General features: G+C 57.3%; 26 protein-coding genes. 13 read left to right on the top strand and 13 right to left on the bottom strand.

The annotated features are described in order from the left end of the window. Positions 1–121: 121 nt before the first annotated feature. From EN804_RS02250 to EN804_RS02220, 7 genes are all read right to left on the bottom strand, one after another. Positions 122–625, bottom strand: a complete 504-nt coding sequence (locus EN804_RS02250) for a hypothetical protein (RefSeq protein WP_135918609.1) — start codon at positions 623–625, stop codon at positions 122–124. Positions 626–747: 122 nt separating this feature from the next. Further along, entirely contained in the window at positions 748–1,137 is a 390-nt protein-coding gene (locus tag EN804_RS02245; protein ID WP_135918608.1) for a hypothetical protein, read from the bottom strand. A 100-nt stretch (positions 1,138–1,237) separates the two neighbouring features. After that, positions 1,238–1,831, bottom strand: a complete 594-nt coding sequence (locus EN804_RS02240) for a hypothetical protein (RefSeq protein WP_135918607.1) — start codon at positions 1,829–1,831, stop codon at positions 1,238–1,240. Positions 1,832–1,867: 36 nt separating this feature from the next. Then, entirely contained in the window at positions 1,868–2,227 is a 360-nt protein-coding gene (locus tag EN804_RS02235; protein ID WP_135918606.1) for a hypothetical protein, read from the bottom strand. Between the two features lie 26 nt (positions 2,228–2,253). Continuing rightward, the gene (locus EN804_RS02230) at positions 2,254–2,763 is read right to left on the bottom strand and encodes a hypothetical protein (RefSeq protein ID WP_135918605.1); all 510 of its coding nucleotides are present in this window, start codon (positions 2,761–2,763) and stop codon (positions 2,254–2,256) included. 48 nt (positions 2,764–2,811) lie between these two features. Beyond that, positions 2,812–3,051: a hypothetical protein gene (locus tag EN804_RS02225; RefSeq protein ID WP_135914719.1), complete on the bottom strand. Its 240-nt coding sequence runs from the start codon at positions 3,049–3,051 to the stop codon at positions 2,812–2,814. Between the two features lie 155 nt (positions 3,052–3,206). Then, a complete protein-coding gene (locus EN804_RS02220) occupies positions 3,207–4,013 on the bottom strand; it encodes a hypothetical protein (protein WP_145972884.1) in 807 nt (268 codons plus the stop codon). A 363-nt stretch (positions 4,014–4,376) separates the two neighbouring features. Here EN804_RS02220 and EN804_RS02215 point away from each other — a divergent pair, with 363 nt between their 5' ends. After that, positions 4,377–4,934, top strand: a complete 558-nt coding sequence (locus EN804_RS02215; protein WP_135918603.1) for a recombinase family protein — start codon at positions 4,377–4,379, stop codon at positions 4,932–4,934. A 118-nt stretch (positions 4,935–5,052) separates the two neighbouring features. After that, positions 5,053–5,226, top strand: a complete 174-nt coding sequence (locus EN804_RS02210) for a hypothetical protein (protein WP_245514649.1) — start codon at positions 5,053–5,055, stop codon at positions 5,224–5,226. A 68-nt stretch (positions 5,227–5,294) separates the two neighbouring features. On the opposite strand, the gene EN804_RS02205 is transcribed toward EN804_RS02210, so the two are convergent. Then, positions 5,295–5,489 (bottom strand): hypothetical protein, encoded by a 195-nt coding sequence (locus tag EN804_RS02205; protein WP_127229655.1) that lies wholly within the window; start codon positions 5,487–5,489, stop codon positions 5,295–5,297. 252 nt (positions 5,490–5,741) lie between these two features. On the opposite strand from EN804_RS02205, the gene EN804_RS02200 reads away from it, so the two are divergent. Further along, complete coding sequence (locus EN804_RS02200) at positions 5,742–6,035, top strand: hypothetical protein (protein ID WP_135918602.1); 294 nt, start codon at positions 5,742–5,744, stop codon at positions 6,033–6,035. On the opposite strand, the gene EN804_RS02195 is transcribed toward EN804_RS02200, so the two are convergent. The 5 genes from EN804_RS02195 to glmS all read right to left on the bottom strand — a co-directional run bounded on the left by EN804_RS02195 (position 5,987) and on the right by glmS (position 11,980). After that, positions 5,987–6,517 (bottom strand): hypothetical protein, encoded by a 531-nt coding sequence (locus EN804_RS02195; protein WP_246693343.1) that lies wholly within the window; start codon positions 6,515–6,517, stop codon positions 5,987–5,989. The genes EN804_RS02200 and EN804_RS02195 overlap by 49 nt on opposite strands. Before the next feature lie 12 nt (positions 6,518–6,529). Then, positions 6,530–6,925: a hypothetical protein gene (locus tag EN804_RS02190; protein WP_135918601.1), complete on the bottom strand. Its 396-nt coding sequence runs from the start codon at positions 6,923–6,925 to the stop codon at positions 6,530–6,532. Positions 6,926–7,007: 82 nt separating this feature from the next. Continuing rightward, a complete protein-coding gene (locus tag EN804_RS02185; RefSeq protein ID WP_135918600.1) occupies positions 7,008–8,381 on the bottom strand; it encodes an integrase family protein in 1,374 nt (457 codons plus the stop codon). Between the two features lie 996 nt (positions 8,382–9,377). Then, complete coding sequence (locus EN804_RS02175) at positions 9,378–9,617, bottom strand: hypothetical protein (protein WP_127229659.1); 240 nt, start codon at positions 9,615–9,617, stop codon at positions 9,378–9,380. Between the two features lie 539 nt (positions 9,618–10,156). Further along, a complete protein-coding gene (glmS, locus tag EN804_RS02170) occupies positions 10,157–11,980 on the bottom strand; it encodes a glutamine--fructose-6-phosphate transaminase (isomerizing) (RefSeq protein WP_135918599.1) in 1,824 nt (607 codons plus the stop codon). Between the two features lie 909 nt (positions 11,981–12,889). On the opposite strand from glmS, the gene EN804_RS02165 reads away from it, so the two are divergent. The 10 genes from EN804_RS02165 (at position 12,890) to EN804_RS02120 (ending at position 23,674) form a co-directional block, all read left to right on the top strand. Further along, positions 12,890–13,414, top strand: a complete 525-nt coding sequence (locus EN804_RS02165; protein WP_167511990.1) for a transcription termination/antitermination NusG family protein — start codon at positions 12,890–12,892, stop codon at positions 13,412–13,414. A gap of 368 nt (positions 13,415–13,782) precedes the next feature. Next, a complete protein-coding gene (locus EN804_RS02160; RefSeq protein ID WP_246693342.1) occupies positions 13,783–15,066 on the top strand; it encodes a sugar transferase in 1,284 nt (427 codons plus the stop codon). Then, positions 15,067–16,386 (top strand): hypothetical protein, encoded by a 1,320-nt coding sequence (locus EN804_RS02155; protein ID WP_126089440.1) that lies wholly within the window; start codon positions 15,067–15,069, stop codon positions 16,384–16,386. A gap of 39 nt (positions 16,387–16,425) precedes the next feature. After that, entirely contained in the window at positions 16,426–17,586 is a 1,161-nt protein-coding gene (gene pseC / locus EN804_RS02150; protein WP_135914730.1) for a UDP-4-amino-4,6-dideoxy-N-acetyl-beta-L-altrosamine transaminase, read from the top strand. After that, entirely contained in the window at positions 17,583–18,284 is a 702-nt protein-coding gene (gene pseF, locus EN804_RS02145; protein ID WP_135886377.1) for a pseudaminic acid cytidylyltransferase, read from the top strand. Before pseC ends, pseF begins: the two co-directional genes overlap by 4 nt. A gap of 29 nt (positions 18,285–18,313) precedes the next feature. Next, positions 18,314–19,402, top strand: a complete 1,089-nt coding sequence (gene pseG, locus EN804_RS02140) for a UDP-2,4-diacetamido-2,4,6-trideoxy-beta-L-altropyranose hydrolase (RefSeq protein WP_135886378.1) — start codon at positions 18,314–18,316, stop codon at positions 19,400–19,402. After that, positions 19,395–19,922: a UDP-4-amino-4,6-dideoxy-N-acetyl-beta-L-altrosamine N-acetyltransferase gene (gene pseH, locus EN804_RS02135; RefSeq protein ID WP_210237356.1), complete on the top strand. Its 528-nt coding sequence runs from the start codon at positions 19,395–19,397 to the stop codon at positions 19,920–19,922. The genes pseG and pseH overlap by 8 nt, the downstream gene beginning before the upstream one ends. Further along, positions 19,919–20,977 carry a pseudaminic acid synthase gene (pseI, locus tag EN804_RS02130; protein WP_135886379.1) on the top strand — a complete coding sequence of 353 codons (1,059 nt, stop codon included), beginning with the start codon at positions 19,919–19,921 and terminating at the stop codon, positions 20,975–20,977. Before pseH ends, pseI begins: the two co-directional genes overlap by 4 nt. Further along, positions 20,974–22,437, top strand: a complete 1,464-nt coding sequence (locus tag EN804_RS02125) for a hypothetical protein (RefSeq protein ID WP_135918598.1) — start codon at positions 20,974–20,976, stop codon at positions 22,435–22,437. The genes pseI and EN804_RS02125 overlap by 4 nt, the downstream gene beginning before the upstream one ends. Before the next feature lie 70 nt (positions 22,438–22,507). Continuing rightward, positions 22,508–23,674, top strand: a complete 1,167-nt coding sequence (locus EN804_RS02120) for a glycosyltransferase family 4 protein (RefSeq protein WP_135918597.1) — start codon at positions 22,508–22,510, stop codon at positions 23,672–23,674.

The following is a 23,674-nucleotide window of genomic DNA, read 5'->3' as shown; positions in this document are numbered from 1 at the left end:
TCCGACCATCGACGTGCCGTCCGATAGCCGGACCGCCGCAGGGAGGGTCATCGAACCACAGGCCGACAGCAATAACAGAGCGGCGGTCGCTCCCGCTAATCGAAGCCGCTTCATAACCAACTCAAGTCGGAGGAATGTCGGAGAGCTTGCAGCTGTCAATCACCCGCTGCATAGCTGCTTTGGATCCGCGCGAGCTGAAGCTCGCGGAATCACGGTTTCCGGCAATGTCGAAGCCGACATTGACCTTGCCCTTCGTATTCTTGATTTCCTGAATCGCGGCTATCACTTCGGGTACGCGGCCAACGGCCACAATCCCGGCGTAGTTGTCGTTCCAAGCGCGGATCGACGCGTCGAGTTTCAATGGAGCAGGACTGTTACCCTGCAGGTAGAGGGTCGCCGGGCCTTCCGTGACCGCGTCGAACTCCTTCTTACGCATGATGTAGGCGACGAAGAGCACGTCTTTGCTGTCACATTGGACAACGAGAGATTCCCGGTCATTACCTTCGGTGGCGAGCACCTTGGTGACGCCAAACACGTCAGGACCTTCAGTGTTAGCCTGCCAGGCCAGCGACGGCTCAACACTGATCGCCACGACAAGAGATGCGAGCAAGACTGTTTTGAACATCTGAAATCCCCAACCCGCGCAAATACAAAGCAGAAACGCCAGGTGTTGTCGATCGGATGGAGAAGGATTTCTTATTGCTGCGCGGCAGTGCCCGCGACCAGAATGCGGATAGAGCTCTTATCTCAGCTTCCGGGTGGCGTTTGGCGTCCACAAATCGTAACGATCTCGGCACTTCCCCAGACTGCGCGAGGGACAAACGTAATCGAGTAGTCCCGACTGGTTGTCGTCGGACCGAACCAGAAGTAGGGCGATGCGCTTTTCCATTCCGGCAAGTCCATTGCGGGCGCCCGTTCTTCGTCGGCTGCGGGCGTCGGAAATCCATCGGGGCCGATGGTGATCATGGAAATGCCGATGTAGCTCCCGGCTTTGAAGTGGCCGACGAACTCGACCGCATCACCGATATACCGAAAGCATCCGTCGATTCGGCCGAGTTTGAAATTCTGGATGGGTGCAGGCTGAGCTGGTTCGTCCTGGGCTTGTGCGGGGGCTAACAGCAGACCGATTGCGCCCACGACCCACCCGATCGTCCGTAACGACGGAATGTCGGCGCTCCACCGTGCCGCACAGCGCATTGTGGAGATCGTCCTCAGAGCGGCCAACCGAGTATGCCAGTCAAATCTTGCAGATCTTGGTCTTTAGGTATTGGACGGCCTCACCAAGGATCTTTTCCTTGAGTTCCCTGTATCCGTCTTGCTTCTCATCAAGGTCGATCGGTCCGAACCGCACCATTGTGCCTTTGGCGAAGTTCTTCCCCATCCATTCACATTCGCGACGACCGCTGGCCAGACATTGAATTTTTGAACCAGACAACGCGATCGAGTCGGTGGGGCCACCATAGACGAGCTTGGCATCCGTGAGGCCCGAAAGGTCAATGCGCGCTTGCCAGGTCCCAAATGTATTCTGGTCTCCTTTGTCGACCACGCTGTACAAAAACGAGCAGTTGCCCTGATCGGTCACACTAAAGGTTGCCACGTCGCGGCTTTGTCCTTGGGCAGACCCGTTGATGGTGAGGACGAGCGGCTTGTCTTGGCTGGCCAGGACCTTCAGTTCAAAGTCTTTGTCCTTTCGAACAGTCCCTTTCTGGAAGCCGCCGAAAATAAACATCGCGACCTCCTCCGGCGACTTCCCGTCGAAAGGACTGCTTGAGCCCGAGCAGGCTGAAATTAGCACACCGGCAAGGACACTTGCGAGCAACTTCGTTTTCATGATGCTTCCCCCGGGAAGATGATTAAGCCACTGGGCTTATGGTTTGAAGACGATCTTGTGGCGCAGCGGATCGCTTGGCACGTACCATGAAGCCTGAATGTCGTAGCAGACAGCCGCCGAACCTCTGTTGGCCACGTCGCCTGGGAGGTCGATGTCCCTGACATGCTGGTACTTGTCTGTCTGCTTGAGCTGGTCGGTGGCGAAGCCACCAGCCTGAAAATAGGCGGTGAGCTTGGCATGGTCGACGGCGAGCCCTGGGCAGTTCTTTTCGGCATATTCAGTGATCGCTAAGGTGGCGGCCGCTTCGCCTAGCTTCGGCGGTTTGGCTCTGGCGGCGGTGATACTGGCAGCAATCGCCATGATGGCGAGCGGCACCCTGGAAAGGATCTTTGTCATCGTGAGAAGCTCCACAGCGCCGCGGTTCAGTTGTCGCACTTCCAGCCGCGATACAGGGTGCAGGCCTTGTACTGGGCGTCAGCGCTACAGGCAGTAAACATCGGCTCCGCCGCGGTATGGGCCTTCATGAACTGGTTCAGAGTGGCGTCCTTAATCACGAACTTGCTGTCGCAATCGTGGGGGGTATCGCCTCCATCCCCGCCGACAATGCAGGTGAATTTGGAGTCGGTGCCCGAAATCATGATGTCGCCTTTTCCGTCAGGAAAGCTGTCGGTCAAGCCGTAGAAGGCGAAGAGATCCTTCGCCTTGGTGAAGTCATAGAGGCGCTGGAACGCGACGTTCGGGCGTTTGATACGGTAATGGCAAAGGTCGATCTGCTCGACCATGTCGACGGTGACGCCAAGAGGTGAAAGAAGGCCCGCGACGGATTCGCGGACGATACGACGGTTCTGCGGGTTGTCCTGGGGACCAGCGTGCGCGGCGATTGCGCTGCCGCCGATGCACGATGCCAGCAAGATCGCTTTCCTGATAGTCATAGGGCTTCTCCAAAAGGATGAACAAGAAACGGCTCGCAGCCGCTGGGGCTAGGCTTTGCGGGACGGCAGGAACGCGCGGACGATGCCGAAGAGCACGACGCCCCCGACAAGACCGATCGCGCCATAGGACAGGAGGTGGGTCATCAGCTCGCTGCGGAAGGGCGCGTCCATCGGATTGGCGCTGAACAGGACCTCGAGCGGGATCTGAAAGCCGATATGGGACGGCCGGTTTGCATAGCCGACGAGAAGGCCAAGGATCAGGCCGGCGGGGATGAGCAGAATCGGCATTGGCGGCTCCGGGAATGGGCTGGGGGTTCGAATGTGGGAGAGACTTTCGGATGACGGAGGCCGGCCCTTCGAGGGTAGGGCCGGGACTTGCTATCGGCCCGCGTTCCTCTCGAGGGTACCGAATCCACCCTCGCGCTCCTGCTCGCCGACTAGGGCTACTTCTTTTCCGGGTCCGGTTCGCCGTAGGCCTTCACGAACGCGGCGCGTCCTGTGGGCTCGAGCTGCTTCTGGATGTCCCGGAACAGCTTGCTGTCCTTGATGTACAGGCTCAAAGTGCAGATCTCACCATGGCAGCGGCCTTGCTGCGTGACGTCGGTTTTGCTCTGTGTGTAGTAGCTGGCCTGGTACCCCACGCTCACGTCCTTGCAGTCCTCGCCAGGCACCGGGTCACCGGCCCTGGTGAAACACAGGCCTTTGCCGCTGGTGGGGGCGTCTTGGGGTCGTCGGTCGCTTGTCCTCGGCAGATCGATGCCAAAACGCGCAAGGCGAAGCCCTACGAAGGCCGAATTCAAACCGTGGTCATCGGCGACCATCGCAAAGTTGGGTTGGAGGATAGCGGGCAGGCCGGGGATGTCTTTCGGAAGCTCTCCGATGACGACTGCCCATTGGTCGTCGATCACTTCCACATGGTTGAAAATCATCTCGACCCTGAGGGTTTCGAGGATGTTGCGCCCCCCCTGCGAATACGCCTTGGCGGCTGAGATCGTCGATCGCCCTTCCGGGTCGATAATCCCGTGTTGAACGCCGACCGCATTGCCGAAGAACAATGGGAAGTTGCCTTTCTTGACTTCGACCGCAAACCCCAATGTCTTCAGCCGCTTCTCGATATCGGCGACCGGCATCGGAGCATCGCCGCCGGCCACGGCGTCGACGCCGGTGATTGCGGCATTGGTGTCGAGGCGGGCCTGCGCAATGACGGTTGGGGTTTGGATATCAGCCAGCGGGATTTGAGAGGCATCCACGGTGATGTGCTTGGGTTTGTTGTCGGAGCAGCCCGCTATCGGGAGCGCCAATAGGCACGCAGTCGACCAAATTCGAACGTTGCTTCGACGGCGAGAATGCGCGCTAAGAGAAGGCCCACCCAAGAGGCTGGCAGTGGCGGCTCTGCGGGACAAGGAAGCACCTGCTTGCTGAGGACGGGATTCCCGATCCTCTAACCAAAACTCACGACATTTGCGCACGCCTCCCACATCGCGCGCGGAGAGCTTTTCTGCTCAAGCTTTGAGCAAAGTAGCTGTCAGATAAGCCGAAAAAGAGGCAAAAGCTTCCCCGTAACGGCTCTTGCAAATGTCGTGAGTTTTGAAGCAACAGGGAGGCGCATGTGAATGAAGTACGGATATGCGCGAGTCTCAACAGAAGCGCAGGACTTAACCGCGCAGATCGATCGGCTCCAGACTGCAGGCTGTCAGCGGATCTTCTTTGAAAAGCAAAGCGGCAAGGACGCTAACCGGCCGCAACTCAAACGCCTGCTGCGCGGCCTGAAGGCAGGCGATGTAGTCTATGCCGTCGTCAGCGACCGGGTGGCCCGCGACCCCTTCGACCTGCTCAGTATCTTGCGAACCGTGACGGCGGCTGGCGCCGGGCTCCGGCTCCTCGACGAGCCGTTCATCGATACCACCTCGGAAATGTCCGACCTAGTCTTGTTCTTGGTGGGATGGGCGGCGAAGTGGCAGCGGCGCAGGATTCTGGAGAACACGGCGAGCGGCCGCGCCCGCGCTATGGCGATGGGGGTCAAATTTGGCCGCAAACCGAAACTGTCCATGCAGCAACGCGTCGAAGCGCTGTCACGGCTGGCAGCCGGGGAGGCGAAAAGCGCAGTGGCCAGCTCGTTCAAGGTTAGCGGCAGCACGATTTCCCGACTGCAGTCGCAACATCTAAGATGAATTGAGAAGGGGCTGGCCACAACCCAAGGCCGCTTGAACGCGCGACCCATTTCGTCCATCGTGTCTCACCCCTTAACATAGGTGAACGATGAAGCGGACGGATAAGGCGAGGCCTTTCGTGCCAACCGAAATCCACGTCGGCACCGTGAAGGATGAGCAAGGCACTCTCGGTATCCTGTCGATACGGACGACCGAAGGTATCCTGGATGTTGCTCTCGACGTTCATGCCGCGGATGCCATCGTGAACGCGATCGGCGCGATCCGGTCGAAACTGGCGCTTGCCGATAGCTAAAAGATGCCCCGCCGCAACCGGCAGGAGGTCTTTCTAGCCGATCGAAGTCGGCTTCGCTAACCTGAGGCCTAGCGATGGCGTTCGGATGAACCCTTGCTGGGCCAGATCTGCTTGTCACCCTGCATCAGCCGGTAATTATCATTCAAGCTGGGGATGACCGTCCGTGCCTCTTTGGCTGAATAGAAAGTCACGATGATACTGGCTGCGCCGCGTACGATGCGCTCAAGGCGATACGCTTCCCTGTATGGTCCATTTTCGTCCATGGAACGTCCCCCCGAATGGGGCCATTAGCAAAGGATCATGAACCTTTCGTGAGGGTGGAAATCTTTAGCTGAGCCACCTACGCGGATGGTTGCTTCGGCGAGATTCCCGAGTATCCTGCCGGTGCGCATGTGAGCATAAGGTGGCGCCTGGCGCGATGATTGTTGATTGGCCACCACACGAAAAACCAGCATCGGCCTGGCGACCGAAAATGCTGAGGTAAGAGACCGCCATTCCCATAAGGAAACATCGTCATGGATTCCCATGCCGTTATTGCGTCGCTGCCTGTCACCGGGACCGACCGTACAGTGCTTATCGATGCCGCTAACGCCGCTTTTGAAAGGCTCATCGAGCGGATGGAACCGGCCAATGAGGAACTGACTCGAAGCTATTGGGATGCCGAGAGTTATATCGACAATGAAATCACCGCATCCATGCTGCCGATCTCATTGGACTACGCCGCGTACCTCGTTGATGTATTTCTAATGCCTCACGTCGCTCAACTGACGGGCGACGCAGACAACGAGGCTGCCAAGTCTCGAACTTGAACCGCTTCGGCGGCAACTGGGTCTACCTGCTGCCTAGGGGATTTGGCGATCAATGCCGTGACCTTTACCGCCACCTCTTCAAGGGTGGCGGTAAGGCGGTTGATCTGCGAGGCCGTTGCGGACATTTCTGGCCCGTAACGGGTGACGAGGTATTCCCGGTTCTGGCTGAGGGACTGGAGGTGTTTGGCTGTCTTCGCACGAAGGCGGAGCCCTGCCGCTGTGGTGTGCTCCGTCCGCGCCGACAAGTCGTGGTGCATCTTTCGGATCTGATTGGGATTGTGCCCGCGGTGGAGCAACAATGCGGTCAGGTAAAGTTCGATCGCGTGGATTGCCGATAGCCTGAACGGAGCTCGGGTGAGGGGTTTGCCGGCCCGGCCGAGGGGAAGGAGCTGGTGTGCCGCCTTTCGGTATTCCTCAGCCAGTTCGTGAATCTGCTGCGGAGACGCCAATTGGCCCGGATACTTGCCTTCTTCAATTGCCACTTCCACGGTCCCCTACCGTCGTCGGTAATAAGCATCCCATGCCAGCCGGATGTCCGCAAATGTCCATTCTCGCCGCCGGCCGTAGGCGGGACTTTGCCGGGTCGCACATTGGTTGAGGCCGGTTTGCCTTTGAAACTTCATGAACCAGGCCGTGGATTTGGGCTTGCCACTTGCCGCGGATTGAACCCGGCGGATGACGCCGCTGTCGGCCCAATGTTCATGCGGATTGGCAAGAGAAGCAGGATCGGCGAGGTACCTGCGAAGCGTTTGCAACGTGACGTCTTCCGGTGCTTGAAGAAGGTCGGCGCGAAGTTCCTGGACCGCGAGCGCTGCTCCTTGCTTTGCGGCCTCCGTCAGCATGTCGCGCAATTGGATGCTGGTCAGCACCAGCGCCTGCATAGCTTCCATAAACCGATCTTTCTGTCGTGGATTGTGCACCGAGACATCGGCGCTCCATCATTGCGCCACAGCCCAAGAATGACGTCAAGCACTAGATGCCGAGGAGCACGCCAAGCCTTTCAGTGACCGGGCGCAGAGGATCGACCAGGCCGAGGTCATAGATCATGGTCGTTTCGAGATTTCCCTTATGGTCGACGTAATGAGAGATGGCTTCGTGCGAGACGCCTTGGCCAGTCAGCATTAGCGAAATGGCGATCCGCTTGAGATCGTAGAGCTGGAAATACGCGGGCACGCCCGGGAGGGCCTTGAACCGCTCGAGCCCCTTGCGAAAATTGTCACGTGGCTGGGTCTGGTCGGTATGTGACGGGAACAGCAGCTTGCTCTCCGGCCAGCGCAGGCGCTGAGCCTGCACCATGTCGGCAACCCGGGAATGGATCGGCACCGAACGGTAGGCGTATTCGTAGAGCGAGCGCGACAGTTGGATACCCTTGGTGTTGTGCTTATGCCAGATCAGCTTCTCCAGGTCGAAATGGTCAAACTCGGCCTTGTTGAGGTCGCTGGGGCGGGCCATGGTCAGGAAGAGGATGCCCATGTAGTTGCAGAGTTCCTGCATCTGGTCGTTGGCGGTAAGAACTTGCCCTCGGGCCAGTGCCATGTCCCGCTTTGCGAAGCCGGTCAGGTGATCGATCTGTGGCGGAGCATCCATCACCGGAAAGAAGATGGCTCGGGCAATCTGCTGGATTTGCTGGGTGCTATAGTCGCGCCGGCGCCGGATCAGCTTGCGAGCGCGGATGGGGCTGCACGGATTGCGCATGTCGACCAGTTGCATCCGGATGGCCCAGTTGTAGAGGGCCAGAACATGGCGTAGAGCGCTGTTAAAGACGTAAGGAGAGGTGAACTGCCGCTGAAATTCCTCGATATGGATAGGCTTGATGGCTGTAAGCGGCCGATCGGCAAACATTGCTCCGAAGTCCTTATAAAGCCGCTTGCTGTTATATCCGCGGCGAGTGGCCTCCTTCGGCGCCGGCCGTAGCCAGTGAGCCACGAAGATCGCGAAGTTGTAGCGGTAGCCAGCGGACAGACCGCTGACATGGCTTCCCCAATATTGGTCGATGGCCTCGCGCACAGTAAGGAAGTGCTTGCGGCGCGTGTCGATCCGATCCAGGTCGGGATCTTTTCCGGCCTTCAACTGCTGGTCTCGTTCAACAACTGCCAGCCGGGCGGCGGCGACGCTCATGGTGGTGGTGGAGCCCAGAACTTTTCGGCAGCGCTTGCCATTGAATTGGTAGGAGTGGACGAAGGACTTGTGGCCTAGACCGGTAACACGGAGGCCAAGCCCGGCAACCGACCCGTTTCGAATCTGGCCGTTGGCTGCCACCGCGTAATCCCAATAAAGCTCCTGGTCCTTGTCAGTCGGGCAATTCGCTTCAAAAACAATGTCGTCAGTCAAAAATATCTTGGGCATTTCATGTAACTTCCATGTAACCGATTTATAGCAAATGTTACATGAAAATGGAAGTAATGATTGGTATCGACTGTCATAAAATGATGGAATAACAAATGATTACATATTTCGATATTTCGGTAATTTCACCCTTGGGGCACTCCGAAGGAAGGGGTCGTGCGTTCGAATCGCGCCGGGTGCGCCAAGTTTTTCAAATGGATGGCATGGTATTCAGTCTCGTCGGTTCCTCTCATGTAACTTTCATGTAACCGAAGGTTGCCAGTCCCATATTGAACGGCCTTTATAGACAGGTAGACCAGGACGCGCCGGCCAATCCCCGCCGCCGGTCACGGAAAGACGAGACGCCTGTTGAAGACCGGAACCAGGCTCTTCGAAAGAACGCTTGGAGCTGTGGGACATGCAGCATTGACAAAGTTAAGGCCAAGCCAAACTTCTTCGGCCAAAGTCGGATAAACCCTCAATCTTTCTTGCAAGTGCGCGCGAAACATGGATATCTAAGTGCGGATGGACTGCTGGGCGCAGAACCTACCGGAATCGCGGGTTGGGGCATGTATTTTCCAAGGTTTCTTGTTGGCGCGACGACCACTATGCTGGTCGTCGCGGGGTGGGTTTACCATGCAACCGGTTCAATCTGGCGAACGACAGGTTGGACGGTGCTCATCGCCATCATTCTCCAGCTGGGATATTTTGCAGCCGTAGCGGGGCTTATTTATTTCGGCGCGTTCAAAGGGGCGGCAACAAGTGATACAAGCACAAGCGATGAAAGTGGGTCGCTCCCGATCGGGCGGGACGGCATATCCCTCTGATACGTAAGCGTATGACCTTCCGCACGCCGTGGAGAGGCACGACTGAACGTCCCGAGCAGTGGACCCCGTCGCTGCCGTGCCAGCTAAGAGCAGCGCTAATTGGCATGGGGCAATGCCGCGTGGCTGATGCTCAGGCAGGTCCATTCGCAAGGCATGTTCGGAACTTTCGGCCGAGCTCAGGCCGTGCGTATCAAGGTTTTGAATGATTGTTGTTGCGGGTCACGTGCTTGCCTGACGACCAGATCACGTAGAACGCCCCCAACTTCCATACTGGCACGCGTCGGTCCCGTTCGCTGTCTCGCAATTCGCGATAGGTCTTCACCTTGAGCGTGCCGCCCGGCATTCTGATACGCAAAGCCATTGTCCATCCGCCTTCAACATGGCGCAGCCTAGGTGCCTTCTTTTCCTCATGGAGGAAGTCAATGCTCATTGCGCAGAGATCTTAGAACGCCAAGTTGCGTTCTTTTTGGCAAAAGTGGGCACCTTCCCGCACGCGAGCGAAGCCGCCACCGGCAGCTGACACGTAAAGGGTTTGGTCGAGAGTGGGCAGCACGACATCGGATCCGCGCCATGGTCGAATCCCGCATATTGACGACCGCGCCGATCTGGATGCCGGCCTGGCTTCGATTGGCAATCCGCGACCTGACGAACATTGACGTCATCATATACGACCGCGGGGCTTCACATCCTTGCGCATTTAACGGAGCTCCGATTCCGTCTGGGCCGAAACGTTAACGCGCGTTCGTCAGTTACAGATGATTGTTCCCGCTTAGCCGGATCGCCGCGAATGACAAGGTATATAACAGCCACAAAGTATCCGACCTGCAACGCGAGAGCCGCAAGGGTGGCCAAAATTACCGAATACAAAACCGACCAGGTCGCAATGAAGGCCAAAGCCAGAAGAAGCATCAGCGCGCATGCGGAGAATACCAAAAATCGTGGAAAATACATGTGCTTGCCCTCAGATCCCTACTCCACGGTCACCGATTTTGCCAGATTGCGCGGCTGGTCGACGTCGGTGCCCATGGCCGCAGCGGTAAAATAGGCCAGCATCTGGATCGGCAGCGCGTAGATGATGGGCGCAATGATCTCCGGCACCTCGGGCAGGATGATCGTCTCCATGGTCTTGATGCCTGCCTGCGTAGCGCCCTTGGCGTCGGTGATGAGGATGATCTTGCCGCCGCGCGCCGCCACTTCCTGCATGTTCGACACCGTCTTCTCGAAGATCCGGTCATGCGGCGCGATCACGATCACCGGCATGTCCTCATGGATCAACGCGATCGGCCCGTGTTTCAGCTCGCCGCCGGCATAGCCTTCGGCGTGGATGTAGGAGATCTCCTTGAGCTTCAGCGCGCCTTCCATGGCCAGCGGGAAATTGGTGTCGCGGCCGAGATAGAGCACGTCCTTGTGGTGCGACAGCTCGCGCGAGATGCCTTCGATCTGCTCTGCGAGCTCCAGCACCTGGGTGGCGAAACGCGGCGCTTCGGAAAGCTCGCGCACCAGCCGCTTTTCCTCATCGGGCGAGATGGTGCCGCGCGCCACGCCGGCCCGGATGGCGAGCGCAGCCAAGACAGACAGCTGGCATGTAAAAGCCTTGGTCGAGGCGACGCCGATCTCCGGCCCGGCCAGCGTCGGCAGCACGACGTCGGATTCGCGCGCCATGGTCGATTCACGCACATTGACCACCGCGCCGATCTTCATGCCGGCCTGGCGGCAATAGCGCAGCGAAGCCAGCGTGTCGGCGGTCTCGCCCGACTGCGAGATGAAGAAGGCCGCGTCGTCCGCCGAAAGCGGCATCTCGCGATAGCGGAATTCCGAGGCGACATCGATATCGACCGGCAGCCGCGCATAGCGCTCGAACCAGTATTTCGAGATCAGCCCGGCGAGATAGGCGGTGCCGCAGGCCGAAAGCGCCAGCCGGCCGATCCTGGCGAAGTCGAACGGCAGGTCGAGCGGCTTCGACTTGCCGGAAACGAAATCCACATAATGCGCCAGCGTGTGCGAGATCACCTCCGGCTGCTCATGGATTTCCTTTTCCATGAAATGCCGGCGGTTGCCCTTGTCGACCATGAAGCTGGTCGACAGCGACTGCTGGCGCTTGCGGTCGACCTTGTTGCCGTCGATGTCGTAGATCGCGACGCCGTTGCGGCGAACCACCGCCCAGTCGCCATCCTCGAGATAGGTGATCGAGTTGGTGAAGGGCGCCAGCGCGATCGCGTCCGAGCCCAAAAACATTTCGCCGTCGCCGTGGCCGACGGCCAATGGCGGACCGTTGCGGGCGCCGACGATCAGGTCCTCGTCGCCCTTGAACATGATCGCCAGCGCGAACGCGCCAGACAGCCGCTTAAGCGCCGCATGCGCGGCCTCCACCGGCTTCAGCCCCCTGGCAAGCTCGCGCGCCACCAGATGCGCCACGACCTCAGTGTCGGTCTGCGAGGAAAAGCCATAGCCGTCGCAGGTCAATTCGTCGCGCAGCTCGGCGAAATTCTCGATAATGCCGTTGTGGACGATGGCGACGCCGTCGGAAAAATGCGGATGCGCGTTGATCTCGTTCGGCATGCCATGGGTGGCCCAGCGCGTGTGGCCGATGCCGATCGTGCCCTCGAGCGGCTCTTCCTGCAGTCGGCGTTCGAGATTGACGAGCTTGCCTTCGGCGCGGCGACGTCCGAGTTCGCCCTCCTCGATGGTGGCGACGCCGGCAGAGTCGTAGCCGCGATATTCCAGTCGCTTCAGGGCATCGACAATGAGCGGCGCGACCTGCGATTGCCCAACAATTCCAACGATGCCACACATGTTGACAGTTCTCCCAGGGATCAATACGCCAGCCTGAACTACTTCACAACACTACCGAAAGCAAGCCGCAGCTCAAAGCATCAACATCCAAGCATACTAGCAACGCGAATGGGCCAACTGTTCAACCACAGTGCCAAACGCAACAGTAATAATCTCATTACGTAGCTACACCAGCAATGCCGATCTCAAAGCGACAGAACTCACTAAGTCGCCACTCTGACAGCTGCGTGACGACGGCGCGCCAGTTCCCAATTACGCAAAGACAAGAACACAAGCGTGGCCGACGAGCCACGCCAAGATGCTGTTTAGTCCGAGCCTCGCCCCGTCCATCTGGCCCAACCGAAGAACAGCAAAAACAGGCCGCGTCATTTGGCCACGGACGGCGGCAATGCCCAAACAACTGCGGTTAATTAATTATGCAGAGCCAAGGGTTTGTGGAAACGTCAAAGCATCTGCACCGGGTGAAATTCACCGCCATTCCGCCTCCCGTCTGGACCAATGAGCATGATATTTAATCGATTATACCGATCGCGGCAGTCCAACTCACGGCTTGCTTTTCGCCGGCAAGCATCATATGGGTCCGCAACCTGGACACAACGGACCTGCAGGCCACACAACCTTACATACCAATGAAATCATTAAGCAAAGTGCAAACGCACGGCATGCGCCGTGAGTAACGTATGCGCTGTGTAAAAGTCGGGCGAGGCGATCAGGAGCTATATTAGTGACGCGTCATTCACACTCCTGCGCTAGTAAGTATCGTACAGCTTCATGCGCGCGAAACACCTTGGAAAAAATATTTCCATTGGAGTTAGATCAACGCAATATGAATCACTTGCTCGGCGCATAAGGTAAACCGAAAGTGCCGCTATGACTAAGCCGGGATTCCATGTCACAAGAGACGGAGCGTTGCAGGACTCCGTCGCCGCGCCCGTTGGTGTGCGTTGGTATGCAGCCGGCGTGTTTGCTGGCAGAGAAAATGTCGCGGAACAACATCTTCAAAGGCAGGGATTTACGTCGTTCGTGCCGCGCGCGGTAAAAACTGTTCGTCATGCCCGGCGGACTTACACACGCACAGCAGCGTATTTCCCGGGGTATATGTTTGTTGCTTTGGACGTAACACAGCAACGCTGGCGCGCAGTGAACGCAACTATCGGCGTTCGCTCGTTGATCATGCGGGGGGATAGACCCTCGCCAGTTCCTTCCGGCTTGGTCGAGCGGTTCATCGCGTTGACTGGCAAGGACGGTCTGCTCGATTTCAGTGGCGGTCTCAAGCTGGGATCCTCGGTTCGAATTCTATCAGGCCCTTTCGCCGAGCTGATAGGTCGCCTTGACCGACTTGATTCGACAGGACGGGCCAGGGTGTTAGTCGCGATCATGAACGGCGAAATTCCTATTCAACTCGAATCGAACAGTCTTGTCGCAATAGCGTGATCTAAGCGCATTATTGCTCGATTGCGCGTCCACCTTGTTACGCATGAAGAATTCCGGTTTCACCCGGGAGTGCGGTAGCCGTGACCTGGCACAGTTGCTGTGGGACTTTGCGCGCCACTGGGGCGAGTTGCGCGCCTAAGTAAAACATTTGTGCCGCTCATAGCACTGTCGGGCAAAATGCGGCACCGTTGGCGCCGGCGACCGCCACAACCTGTTCTATTCTGTCCAGATCACACGATGTCCAAAGACTTGTCGACCCAAAGGTCGGCCTGGCAGCGCTCGTCATCGGCTCTGTCCAAAACAGCGACCTCAAAGGCGTCGTTATTGCCGCGTGACAGCAGACACGCCAAAATAGCCGGATAGCAACCATGAACATGAATGTTCGCGTCATCAACTTGCCAAATCAAAGGCACCTTCTTTTGCAAATGCGTTTCCAGCTTGCAGGGGGTCTGGCATTTGCAGTTCTGATTCCGGCCCTTATCCGCAGCTCTGTTGATCCTGGGGTGATCTACTCGTCCAACATGCAGATCACGATTGTTGCGGTGGTCATCGCACACCTAACGGGATATTTGCTCTACCGGAGAATTGGGACCTTCCCGGGAGTAGCTGCGGCAGGATACATCTTGCCTACCTTCGCTTTAGCTTACGGCCTCGTGTTCCTGACCATTTTCTTTCTGCGCATCGATTATAGCCGGTTTCAGGTGGCCGCCAGCTTTGTGCAGTCGACGTTTTGGTACTTTGCCTTGAGCGTTGCGACCCGACGACTGGATCCATACCAGTTGGCTGTCATCCCTGGCGGCAATGTCGATCGCCTCGAAAACATACCGGGCGTGAGTTGGCACTGGATTCGTTCGTCTAACGAAATCGTAGAACATGCGAGCGGTGTGGTCGCGGACCTTCGGGCCGATCTTTCAAACGAATGGGAACGATATATCGCCGATCGTGCGCTTTCTGGTACGCCGGTCTATCATACAAAACAGATCAGCGAGTCCCTCACAGGCCGCGTCGAGATCGAGCACCTTTCCGAGAACACCCTCGGCTCGATCAATCCCAATCAAGCCTATTTGAAAGTCAAGCAAGCGATCGATTGGATTGCGGCGCTAGCAATATTGATTCTCCTGTCGCCAGCGCTCCTCTTGGTCGCCGCCCTAATTCGATTGGACTCACCAGGTCCTGCGCTGTTTAGGCAGCAACGGATGGGTTATCGAGGAAAGGTCTATCAGGTCTACAAATTTAGAACGATGAGAACAAGTTCTCACGTTGCTGACGAAAAGGAACAGGCAATTACAAAAACCGGTGACGCGCGCATCACAGGATTGGGTAGGTTTTTGAGGAAATCGAGGATCGACGAACTGCCTCAGTTGGTCAATATCCTGCGCGGAGAAATGAGCTGGATAGGACCTCGACCCGAGGCCCTCGTTCTCTCCCGCTGGTACGAAGCCGAATTGCCGTTCTATCGGTATCGGCACATTGTACGGCCTGGCATCACCGGGTGGGCGCAGGTTAACCAAGGGCATGTTGCGGCAGTTGGGGAGGTATTAGAGAAACTTCACTACGATTTTTACTATATCAAGAACTTTTCGCCGTGGTTGGACCTGCTAATTGTGTTCCGTACAGTGAGAACTGTCCTCACTGGCTTTGGCGCTCGTTAAATGAGCGAGATTACAAGCTCACGCCGAGGCTGGGCATTGAGGATTGCGTCCGCATCCATTGCGCAGGGTAATGAGCGTTTTGTTGCCGGGGCGGTCCGCCTGCTGAATATCGGTCTGCGGTTCGGCACTCTGTTTACACGATTTCTGTTCGTATTTTTCCTGGCCAGGTACGTGGATCCGAAATCGGTCGGATATTACGGCCTTTTCACCGCCACGGTCATCTACGGCCTCTATTTGGTTGGCCTTGACTTCTATATCTTCGCTTCGCGCGAGATCCTGCAAGTCTCTGACGATCAGCGAGGGGCTATGCTGAAAGGCCAATTGGCTTTGTGCGGCCTTCTTTACGTGTTTGTCCTGCCTCCGGTTGTCTTGATCTTGAAGGGCGAGGGCTGGTCAGCCTCGCTGCTATGGTGGTTCGTTCCAATTCTGGCACTGGAGCATTTCAACCAGGAGGTCTCGCGTCTTCTCATCGTGTTGTCGGATCAGGTCGCCGCGAGCGTAACCCTGTTCGTGCGGCAGGGCAGTTGGGCAATCGCGGCCGTGGTCGTGATGATCGGATTTCCAGGAAGCCGGAATCTGGACGTGATCATGGCCCTTTGGGCGTGCTCGGGCTTAGCTGCGGCAGCATTGGGTGTTTGGAGAGTCAGGCAACTTCCGATAGGCGGCTGGTCAAGGCCAGTCGATTGGCGCTGGGTTCGAAAAGGGATCTCGGTCAGCGCGGCGTTCCTGGTTTCAACTCTCGCCTTGCGTGGCATCCAGACCGCCGATCGATATTGGATGGAGGATCTTGGCGGAATAGAAGCGGTGGGTGCTTATGTGTTGTTCCTTGGCGTCGCAGGAACGCTGATGGTCTTTCTAGATGCGGGGGTGTTTTCGTTCAGCTACCCAGCATTGATCAGCCATAGCCACAAGCGCGAGTACGAGCTTGCCCGCACGACGGTTCGGCAGATGTTTTTCCAGACGTTAGCTGTTTCTGTTGCCTTTGGATGTGTCAGTTGGGTGGCGTTGCCTTACCTGCTCGGTTGGGTGGGCAAGACAGTCTATCTGGACGCGCTTGATTTGTATCCATGGGTTGCAGTTGCAGCGATCGTCAACGCTGTGGGTATGGTGCCTCACTATGCTCTCTATGCCCGCGGGTGCGACAGGCCCATCATCTACAGTCACATCGCCGCATTGCCGGTATTTATCGGATCCACTTGGTGGCTCGGCAAAACCCACGCCGAACTGGCCGTTCCCATTGGAATGACGATCTCGTTCACGCTGATCCTCATCTGGAAAGCGATCGCCTACGGCCAGCTCGACAGAAACAGATCGCGCTAAAATCAACGGTTTAGCAATGCTCAAATACGGTCGTCACCTATGATCCGCTATGGCCAACAAGATATCACGCAGGCTGACATCGATGCCGTTGTGGATGTTCTTAAATCAGTCAATCTAACCCAAGGTCCCAATATTCCGAAATTTGAGCAGAGTGTGCTTGCGCACACGGGAGCCCGTCATGCGGTGGCCGTCAACAGCGCCACCTCAGCACTCCACATTGCTTGTCTGGCGCTGGGGCTCGGGCCAGGCGACCTTCTCTGGACAACACCGAACACCTTCGTGGCCTCGGCGAATTGCGCGCTTTATTGTGGCGCTCAAGTGAGCTTCGTGGACGTCGACCCGCGCACTTATAACCTCTGCCCCAGGGCTCTGGAGGAAAAGCTCATTGAAGCCGAAAAGGTTGGCCGTCTGCCCAAGATTGTGGTGCCGGTACATCACACAGGCCAGCCATGCGACCTGGAAGCCATTCACGACCTGGGTAAAAAATACGGCTTCAAGATCATCGAAGATGCCTCGCACGCTATCGGCGCTCGCTACAAGGGGGAGCCGGTTGGAAACGGGCGATACAGCGACATTGCGGTGTTCAGTTTTCATCCGGTCAAAATCGTCACAACCGCTGAAGGCGGGATGGCGTTAACCAACGACGATGAACTGGCAACACGTTTGGGCCTGTTGCGAAGCCACGGCATCACGCGAGAGGCTTCGCTCATGACGCAGCCAATGGACGGCCCCTGGTATTATCAACAGGTGGCTCTTGGCTACAACTACCGCATGACGGACATGCAAGCTGCGTTAGGCGTGAGTCAAGTTGCTCGCCTGACCCAGTACGTGAAGAGGCGCCATGCGATCGCCGACCGCTATAGCACGCTCCTGGCCAATCTGCCGCTGACGCTGCCATGGCAACACCCAGACAGCTATTCCGCATATCATTTGTATGTGATCCGGCTGCAGCTGGAGAACATAGGCGCGTCGCATCTGGAGGTTTTCGAGGCACTGCGCGCCAAGGACATCATGGTCAATCTGCATTACATCCCGGTGCACACCCAACCCTATTACCAGATGATGGGCTTCCGAAACGGCGACTACCCAGAGGCTGAGCGCTACTACCGAGAGGCCATCAGTATCCCCATGCACCCTGCATTGACCGACGCGGACCAGGACTTCGTGGTTAAGGTGCTACGCGAGGCCATGGGGCTGTGAGGCTCGCTGTAATCCCGGCGCGAGGGGGATCGAAACGCATCCCGCGCAAGAATATCCGCACCTTTGGTGGGCTGCCGATAATCGCATGGTCGATCCGCGCGGCCGTACAAAGCGGCTGTTTCGACCGTATCATCGTCAGCACGGACGATGCTGAGATCGCCGAAGTGGCAAAAGAATACGGGGCCGAAGCGCCTTTCCTGCGCCCGGGCGAACTTTCTGACGACCACACAGGAACCGTTCCCGTCGTGGCGCATGCCATCCGATGGTTCGCAATGGAGGGGGCTGCTGCCAAAGAGGTCTGTTGCCTCTACGCCACCGCGCCATTTGTACGGGCGAGCGATCTGCGACAAGGTTTGGACATGCTTCGGTCGACGGAAGCCGACTTCGCCTTCTCGGTTACGAGTTACGCCTTTCCGATCCAAAGGGCGTTGCGCATCACCGGCGGCCAACGCGTGGCGATGTTCCAACCGGAGCATCTTGGGACCCGCTCGCAAGACCTCGAGGAGGCCTGGCACGATGCGGGTCAATTCTACTGGGGCCGCTCCGAGGCTTGGCTCAAAAACAAGCCCGTGTTCGGGCAAGGCAGCGTCCCAGTGTTGTTGCCACGTCATCGTGTGCAAGACATCGACACACCCGAGGACTGGGAGCGGGCGGAATGCATGTTTCGGATCCTGAGCCCGGAACCAGGACCGGAATGACCCAAGATGCTCTGCGGTAATTAAAACCCGTGCAGATCGCCTTTCGAACTGATGCCTCGATCGAGATTGGCACCGGCCATGTCATGCGTTGTCTCACGCTGGCTGACGCGCTGCGGGAGCGCGGGGCAGAATGCCTATTCATCTGCCGCCTACACATTGGCCATCTTATGGATTTGATAGCAGAGCGTGGCCACAGGACCGTTGCGCTGCCGAGGCCTCCTGCGGACGCCACGCTGACGCACGGGGCGCCACCCCATGCGTACTGGCTGGGTACGGACTGGGCAACAGATGCCCAAGAGACGCACCGAGCCGTTGGGGCTGTGGACTGTCTGGTCGTGGATCATTACGGGCTGGACCGCCGCTGGGAGGAAGCGCTGCGTTCTGCCTGTCAATATCTGATGGTGATCGACGACTTGGCTGATCGCCCCCACGATTGCGATCTGTTGCTCGACCAGAGCCTTGGCCGCACGAAAGAGGACTACGACGGCCTCCTGGGCGCCGATGCCGTCACATTGCTCGGGCCCAAATATGCGCTACTGCGGCCTGAGTTTGCCGAGCTGCGCGCAGCGAGTCTGGCTCGTCGGGTTCAACCTAAACTCGAACATCTGCTCCTAACTATGGGTGGCGTGGACAAGCAAAATGTCACTGGCCTTGTGTTGGATGCGCTCGACGAGGGTACCTTACCTTCGACTTTGCGGATCACAGTTGTCATGGGGCCGCAAGCGCCGTGGAAGGACGCGGTGCGGATCCGTGCGGAATCAATGCGGCACTCGACTCAGGTTCTGGTTGGCGTGAGCGACATGGCGCGGTTGATGGCCGAAAGTGACCTTGCTGTCGGCGCGGCGGGAAGCACTTCCTGGGAACGCTGCTGCGTGGGCTTGCCCAGCTTCGTTTTTGCGCTCGCGGACAACCAACATTCCGTGGCCTCGGCCCTGCAGGTCTCGGGCGCCGCCGTCGCTGTCGGGAGTCCCTCGCAACTCGTTTCGGTACTGGAGGAGCGCTTCGTGTCAGGGACGATCGGTGAGTTTCTCTTCGGCCTAAGCAAAGCAGCCGCTGCGATTACAGACGGAGAGGGCGTTAGCCGGGTCGCCGACCGGATGGTGGAAGAATATGTCTGACCCGATCGTTCGGGCGATGGTGGCTGACGATCTGCCAATGGTGCTCGCATGGCGAAATCATTGGGACGTTCGTCGTTTCATGTTTACCCAGCACGAGATTGGCCTGGAGGAGCACCGGAATTGGTTTTCCCGGTCGACCAATGAGGCTACACGCCGGTTGCTCATAGTCGTGGATAGAGAAGCACCTATCGGCTTCGTCCAATTCGACAATGTCGCTGACGCCGGGGCGTCGAACTGGGGATTTTATGTTGACCCGAACGCAGCGAGAGGAACCGGGAAAATGCTCGGTTTCGCGGCGTTGAAATATGCCTTTGGCGAATTGAACCTGCATAAGGTTTGCGGCCAGGCAGTGGATTTCAACACGGCCTCTATCGCGCTGCACGAACGCTTAGGTTTTGTTCGGGAAGGCGTATTGCGGGAGCAACAACGGATCCAGGGGGCCTATCGCTCCCTCGTCTGCTTCGGGTTGCTCAGAAGCGACTGGAATCAATCGATGAAACCTGTTGGAGAACCCAGTTGAGCTGTATCCAGATCGCCGGGCGCCGGATCGGGCCGGGTGAGCCCCCTTATGTCATTGCCGAATTGTCCGCCAATCATAACGGCAGCATCGAAACGGCCCTGCACCTTGTGGAGGAGGCCAAGAAGGCCGGGGCAGATGCCGTCAAGCTGCAGACCTATAAGCCCGATACGATCACGCTTGATTGCAAGGGGGAGGAGTTCCGCATCGACGGCGGCTTGTGGGACGGGCGCACACTCTATGATCTCTATGAAGAAGCGCATATGCCGTGGGACTGGCACAAGCACCTCTTCGACCGTGGCCGCGAACTCGGCGTTACGATCTTCAGCTCGCCTTTCGACAACACGGCGATTGATCTCCTGGAAGACTTGAATGCGCCGGCTTATAAGATCGCCTCCTTCGAAGCTGTTGATTGGGCGTTAATCAAATACGCGGCCAGCACCGGCAAGCCGATGATCATCTCGACCGGGATGGCGGATGCAGAGGAAATCCACGAAGCGATAGAGGCAGCGCGTGAGGGCGGCTGCAGCGAATTAGCAATTCTGCACTGCGTCAGCGGCTACCCTGCACCGGCCGATGATTATAATCTGCAGACCATACCCGACATGATTGAGCGCTACGGACTGGTCACAGGCCTTTCTGATCATACGCTGGACAACACCACCGCCATTGCCAGTGTGGCTTTGGGGGCTTCGATCATTGAAAAGCACTTCACCCTTAACCGCGGCGGCGGCGGTCCGGACGACAGCTTCTCACTCGAGCCTGCCGAACTGGCGGCATTGTGTGCCGGCACGAAAACGGCTTGGAAGGCGCTCGGCAAGGTCGATTATGGACGCAAATCGAGCGAGCAGGGGAACGTGAAGTTCCGCCGGTCGCTCTACTTTGTACGGGACCTGAAGGCAGGTGATGTCATCACTCGAGACAGCATACGCAGTGTGCGACCAGGCTTTGGCCTTGCGCCTAAAAATCTCGAAGCGGTATTGGGCCGTCAGGTCACTCAGGACGTTCATTCCCCGACAGCAGTGCGCGCTGAGCTGATTGGCTGGCAGGCAAAATGAACATTCTGCTTCTCTCGAACAGCGCGCCGAAATACTTTCATTTTTTCAATGCGCTCGCGGCGCGGTTCCGCAACGACGGAGCCACCGTGGCGGTCGCGGTAGACAGCGCATTTTCTCGCAAGGAGAACGGCCTGGATTCCGCGGGTTTCGCCGCAGTTTATGACTTCTCATCCTTTTTTGCGAACCATAAGGTGGATTTCGACATCCTAGAACGCTATTCCGGCTATAATTTGAACTCTGCCTTACTGTCGGACTTCGAGCGTGCGCAGGCCTATGGCATCTGGGGCAATAGTGCAGACCTCGACTTTTTTGACCGCCTAAAAAGTGCGTTACTGACATTTTTCGAGAGGATATTTGAAAAGCATGGGACGGAACTCGTTCTATATGAGAATGTTTCCAATACGTTTGCACATTTCGCGCTGTTCGTAGCCCAGGAACGGCGAGCCGTTTATATTGGTCTAGGGGCATCTCGGCTGCCAGGCCGGTTTTCAGTTTCTGGGGATCCCTTGGCGGATGACTCTATTGAGAGAAATTTTGCAGCGATCCGAGGTGGCTACAAGACGGTGGAACCAGATGTTCACCGCTGGGTGAAGGACTACATCGCCAACATCGAGACGATCGTTCCCGATTACATGAAAATCAATGGCCTGGAACGTATCGCCTTGATCAAGCGGTACTTTAGGCGCGACCGTCTTGCCAAGATCAAGGCGCTCCTACGCCACGTCTCCGACAGTCGGACCAATTCGTTCCAGATCGGTAATCCCCTGCGCACACATACAAGCCTCTTTCTGCGCAATGTCCGTCGACGTCTCAAAGCGGGCACTGTTCGCGGCATGTATCAAAAGGCCGTAGCGGGAGAACGATTTCTTCTGTACCCGATGCACTTCCATCCCGAAGCCTCTACGTCGATCCTCGCGGGAGCCTACCTCGACGAGTATGAGGTGATCCGTAACATTGCCTTCAGTCTGCCTGAAGGCACCCGCTTGTATGTCAAGGATCATATTAGTGCCTGGGCATATCCCACGCTCGATTTCTACAGGCGTATTCGGTCTCTGCCGAATGTCAGGTTGTTAGGGCCGCATGAGCCGACAAAGGAGCTGATCAAATCGTCTGTAGGGGTTATCACCCTCACCAGCACTGTTGGCTACGAGGCGCTTCTGCTCAAAAAGCGCGTTTTTCTGTATGGCCGTGTGTTTTATGAATTCCACAAGGGCGTCGTCCCGATAGCAAACTCCGCCAACCTCCGCCGTATAATCTCGGGCGGCCTGGCCTCGCCGATAGGCTGGGACGATCAGTACAATCATGATTTCGTCTGTGCCTATTGGCTGTCGACGTTGCCAGGAACACTCAATCTTATGCTGGACCGTGTGCCAGCCGCTCAAGCTGCTGAGCATATCTACCGAGAATTGCTAAAGGCCGGGTTATTGCACGGTCTGGCAGCGATAAAGAGCGCAGCTTAAAGCGCAACTTTCAAAGTCTACAGCTTACATCTGAAGGCGGCAGTTTGCCGACAACGGCTCTTTTGCGGACATGAGCAAGATCAGAGTCCTTTGTGTTGCCGATTTTTATTTGCCGGGCTTCAAGGCGGGCGGACCAATTCGTACGCTTGCCAACATGTGTGAAGTCCTGCGCAGCAACATTGAGTTTTCGATTTTCACAAGAGATCGTGATTTGGGCTCCGACGAGCCGTATCCGGGAGTCCGTATCAACAGGTGGGTGCGCTCGCCGAACGGTTTGATATATTATGCTGACCCGAAAAAATTCAATGCCGGGCACGTGGCCAAAGCTGCGAAGCTTCACAGCTTCGACGTTTTGTACCTGAACAGCTTTTTTGGCTATCGATCATCAATTTCGATCTATCTCAAGCAGCGATTGGTCTGGAGAAATGGCGCGAGTGTCTGCATCGCGCCACGTGGCGAATTCTCTGCAGGCGCGCTCTCGATAAAGAGCTTTAAAAAGAGAATTTATCTGAGCTGCGCCAAGCTAGTTGGGCTTTATCGCGATGTGCACTGGCACGCCTCGACCCTACTGGAAGCTGAAGATATTCAGCGGCAGTTTCCCCATGCACGGGGCAAAATCCATCTCGCGGCTGATCCGGTGTCCGCGGCAGGTGAAAGCTTTAGTCGCCTGAAACGTCAGCGAAAAAGGGCGGGCGAATTAAGCATTGCCTTCATATCGCGCATCTCACCTATGAAGAATCTCACAGGCCTCCTCGAGATTCTCTCCCGAGTGGATCGCAAGATCAAGCTGAGCATTTTTGGCCCTGTAGAGGACCCTGCATACTGGCGGAATTGCCAGACCATCATCAAACGCCTCCCAACCCACATCACCGTCGAATACCGTGGAGCGCTCGAGCCTCATGAGGTTTCCGCGACGTTTGCTGCATATGATCTGTTCGCATTCCCCACTCTGGGGGAAAATTTCGGGCATGTTATCTTTGAAGCTCTGCGCGCCGGCACACCCGTGCTGGTTAGCGATCGGACACCCTGGCGCGCCGTTTCAACCGGCGCAATCACGGTAATCCCCCTCGTTTCCGTTGACGTGTGGCGACAGCAACTGGCGCGTGCAGCGGACAGGGATGCCGAAGAACAGCGATCACTCGAAAAAGCCGCGCTTGAATTCGCCAACCGCTACGCCGCAACCGACGAGGCGCGATCGGACACTCTCAAAATGTTCCGTTCCGTTGCAGCCAATTGA

Source organism: Mesorhizobium sp. M8A.F.Ca.ET.161.01.1.1, assembly GCF_004792105.1.
Classification (GTDB): domain Bacteria; phylum Pseudomonadota; class Alphaproteobacteria; order Rhizobiales; family Rhizobiaceae; genus Mesorhizobium.
This window is presented reverse-complemented; position numbering and strand designations above follow the sequence as displayed.

Excerpts from the sequence above, each read along its gene's own strand:
- EN804_RS02215 (WP_135918603.1), top strand. The coding sequence starts at position 4,377 with ATGAAGTACGGATATGCGCGAGTCTCAACAGAAGCGCAGGACTTAACC.
- EN804_RS02155 (WP_126089440.1), top strand. The coding sequence starts at position 15,067 with ATGAGCGAGATTACAAGCTCACGCCGAGGCTGGGCATTGAGGATTGCG.
- EN804_RS02205 (WP_127229655.1), bottom strand. The coding sequence starts at position 5,489 with ATGGACGAAAATGGACCATACAGGGAAGCGTATCGCCTTGAGCGCATC.
- EN804_RS02120 (WP_135918597.1), top strand. The coding sequence starts at position 22,508 with ATGAGCAAGATCAGAGTCCTTTGTGTTGCCGATTTTTATTTGCCGGGC.
- EN804_RS02125 (WP_135918598.1), top strand. The coding sequence starts at position 20,974 with ATGAACATTCTGCTTCTCTCGAACAGCGCGCCGAAATACTTTCATTTT.
- EN804_RS02160 (WP_246693342.1), top strand. The coding sequence starts at position 13,783 with ATGAACATGAATGTTCGCGTCATCAACTTGCCAAATCAAAGGCACCTT.
- pseH (WP_210237356.1), top strand. The coding sequence starts at position 19,395 with ATGTCTGACCCGATCGTTCGGGCGATGGTGGCTGACGATCTGCCAATG.
- EN804_RS02190 (WP_135918601.1), bottom strand. The coding sequence starts at position 6,925 with ATGGAAGCTATGCAGGCGCTGGTGCTGACCAGCATCCAATTGCGCGAC.
- pseC (WP_135914730.1), top strand. The coding sequence starts at position 16,426 with ATGATCCGCTATGGCCAACAAGATATCACGCAGGCTGACATCGATGCC.
- EN804_RS02250 (WP_135918609.1), bottom strand. The coding sequence starts at position 625 with ATGTTCAAAACAGTCTTGCTCGCATCTCTTGTCGTGGCGATCAGTGTT.
- EN804_RS02235 (WP_135918606.1), bottom strand. The coding sequence starts at position 2,227 with ATGACAAAGATCCTTTCCAGGGTGCCGCTCGCCATCATGGCGATTGCT.
- EN804_RS02200 (WP_135918602.1), top strand. The coding sequence starts at position 5,742 with ATGGATTCCCATGCCGTTATTGCGTCGCTGCCTGTCACCGGGACCGAC.
- EN804_RS02185 (WP_135918600.1), bottom strand. The coding sequence starts at position 8,381 with ATGCCCAAGATATTTTTGACTGACGACATTGTTTTTGAAGCGAATTGC.
- EN804_RS02175 (WP_127229659.1), bottom strand. The coding sequence starts at position 9,617 with ATGAGCATTGACTTCCTCCATGAGGAAAAGAAGGCACCTAGGCTGCGC.
- EN804_RS02240 (WP_135918607.1), bottom strand. The coding sequence starts at position 1,831 with ATGAAAACGAAGTTGCTCGCAAGTGTCCTTGCCGGTGTGCTAATTTCA.
- glmS (WP_135918599.1), bottom strand. The coding sequence starts at position 11,980 with ATGTGTGGCATCGTTGGAATTGTTGGGCAATCGCAGGTCGCGCCGCTC.
- EN804_RS02225 (WP_135914719.1), bottom strand. The coding sequence starts at position 3,051 with ATGCCGATTCTGCTCATCCCCGCCGGCCTGATCCTTGGCCTTCTCGTC.
- EN804_RS02230 (WP_135918605.1), bottom strand. The coding sequence starts at position 2,763 with ATGACTATCAGGAAAGCGATCTTGCTGGCATCGTGCATCGGCGGCAGC.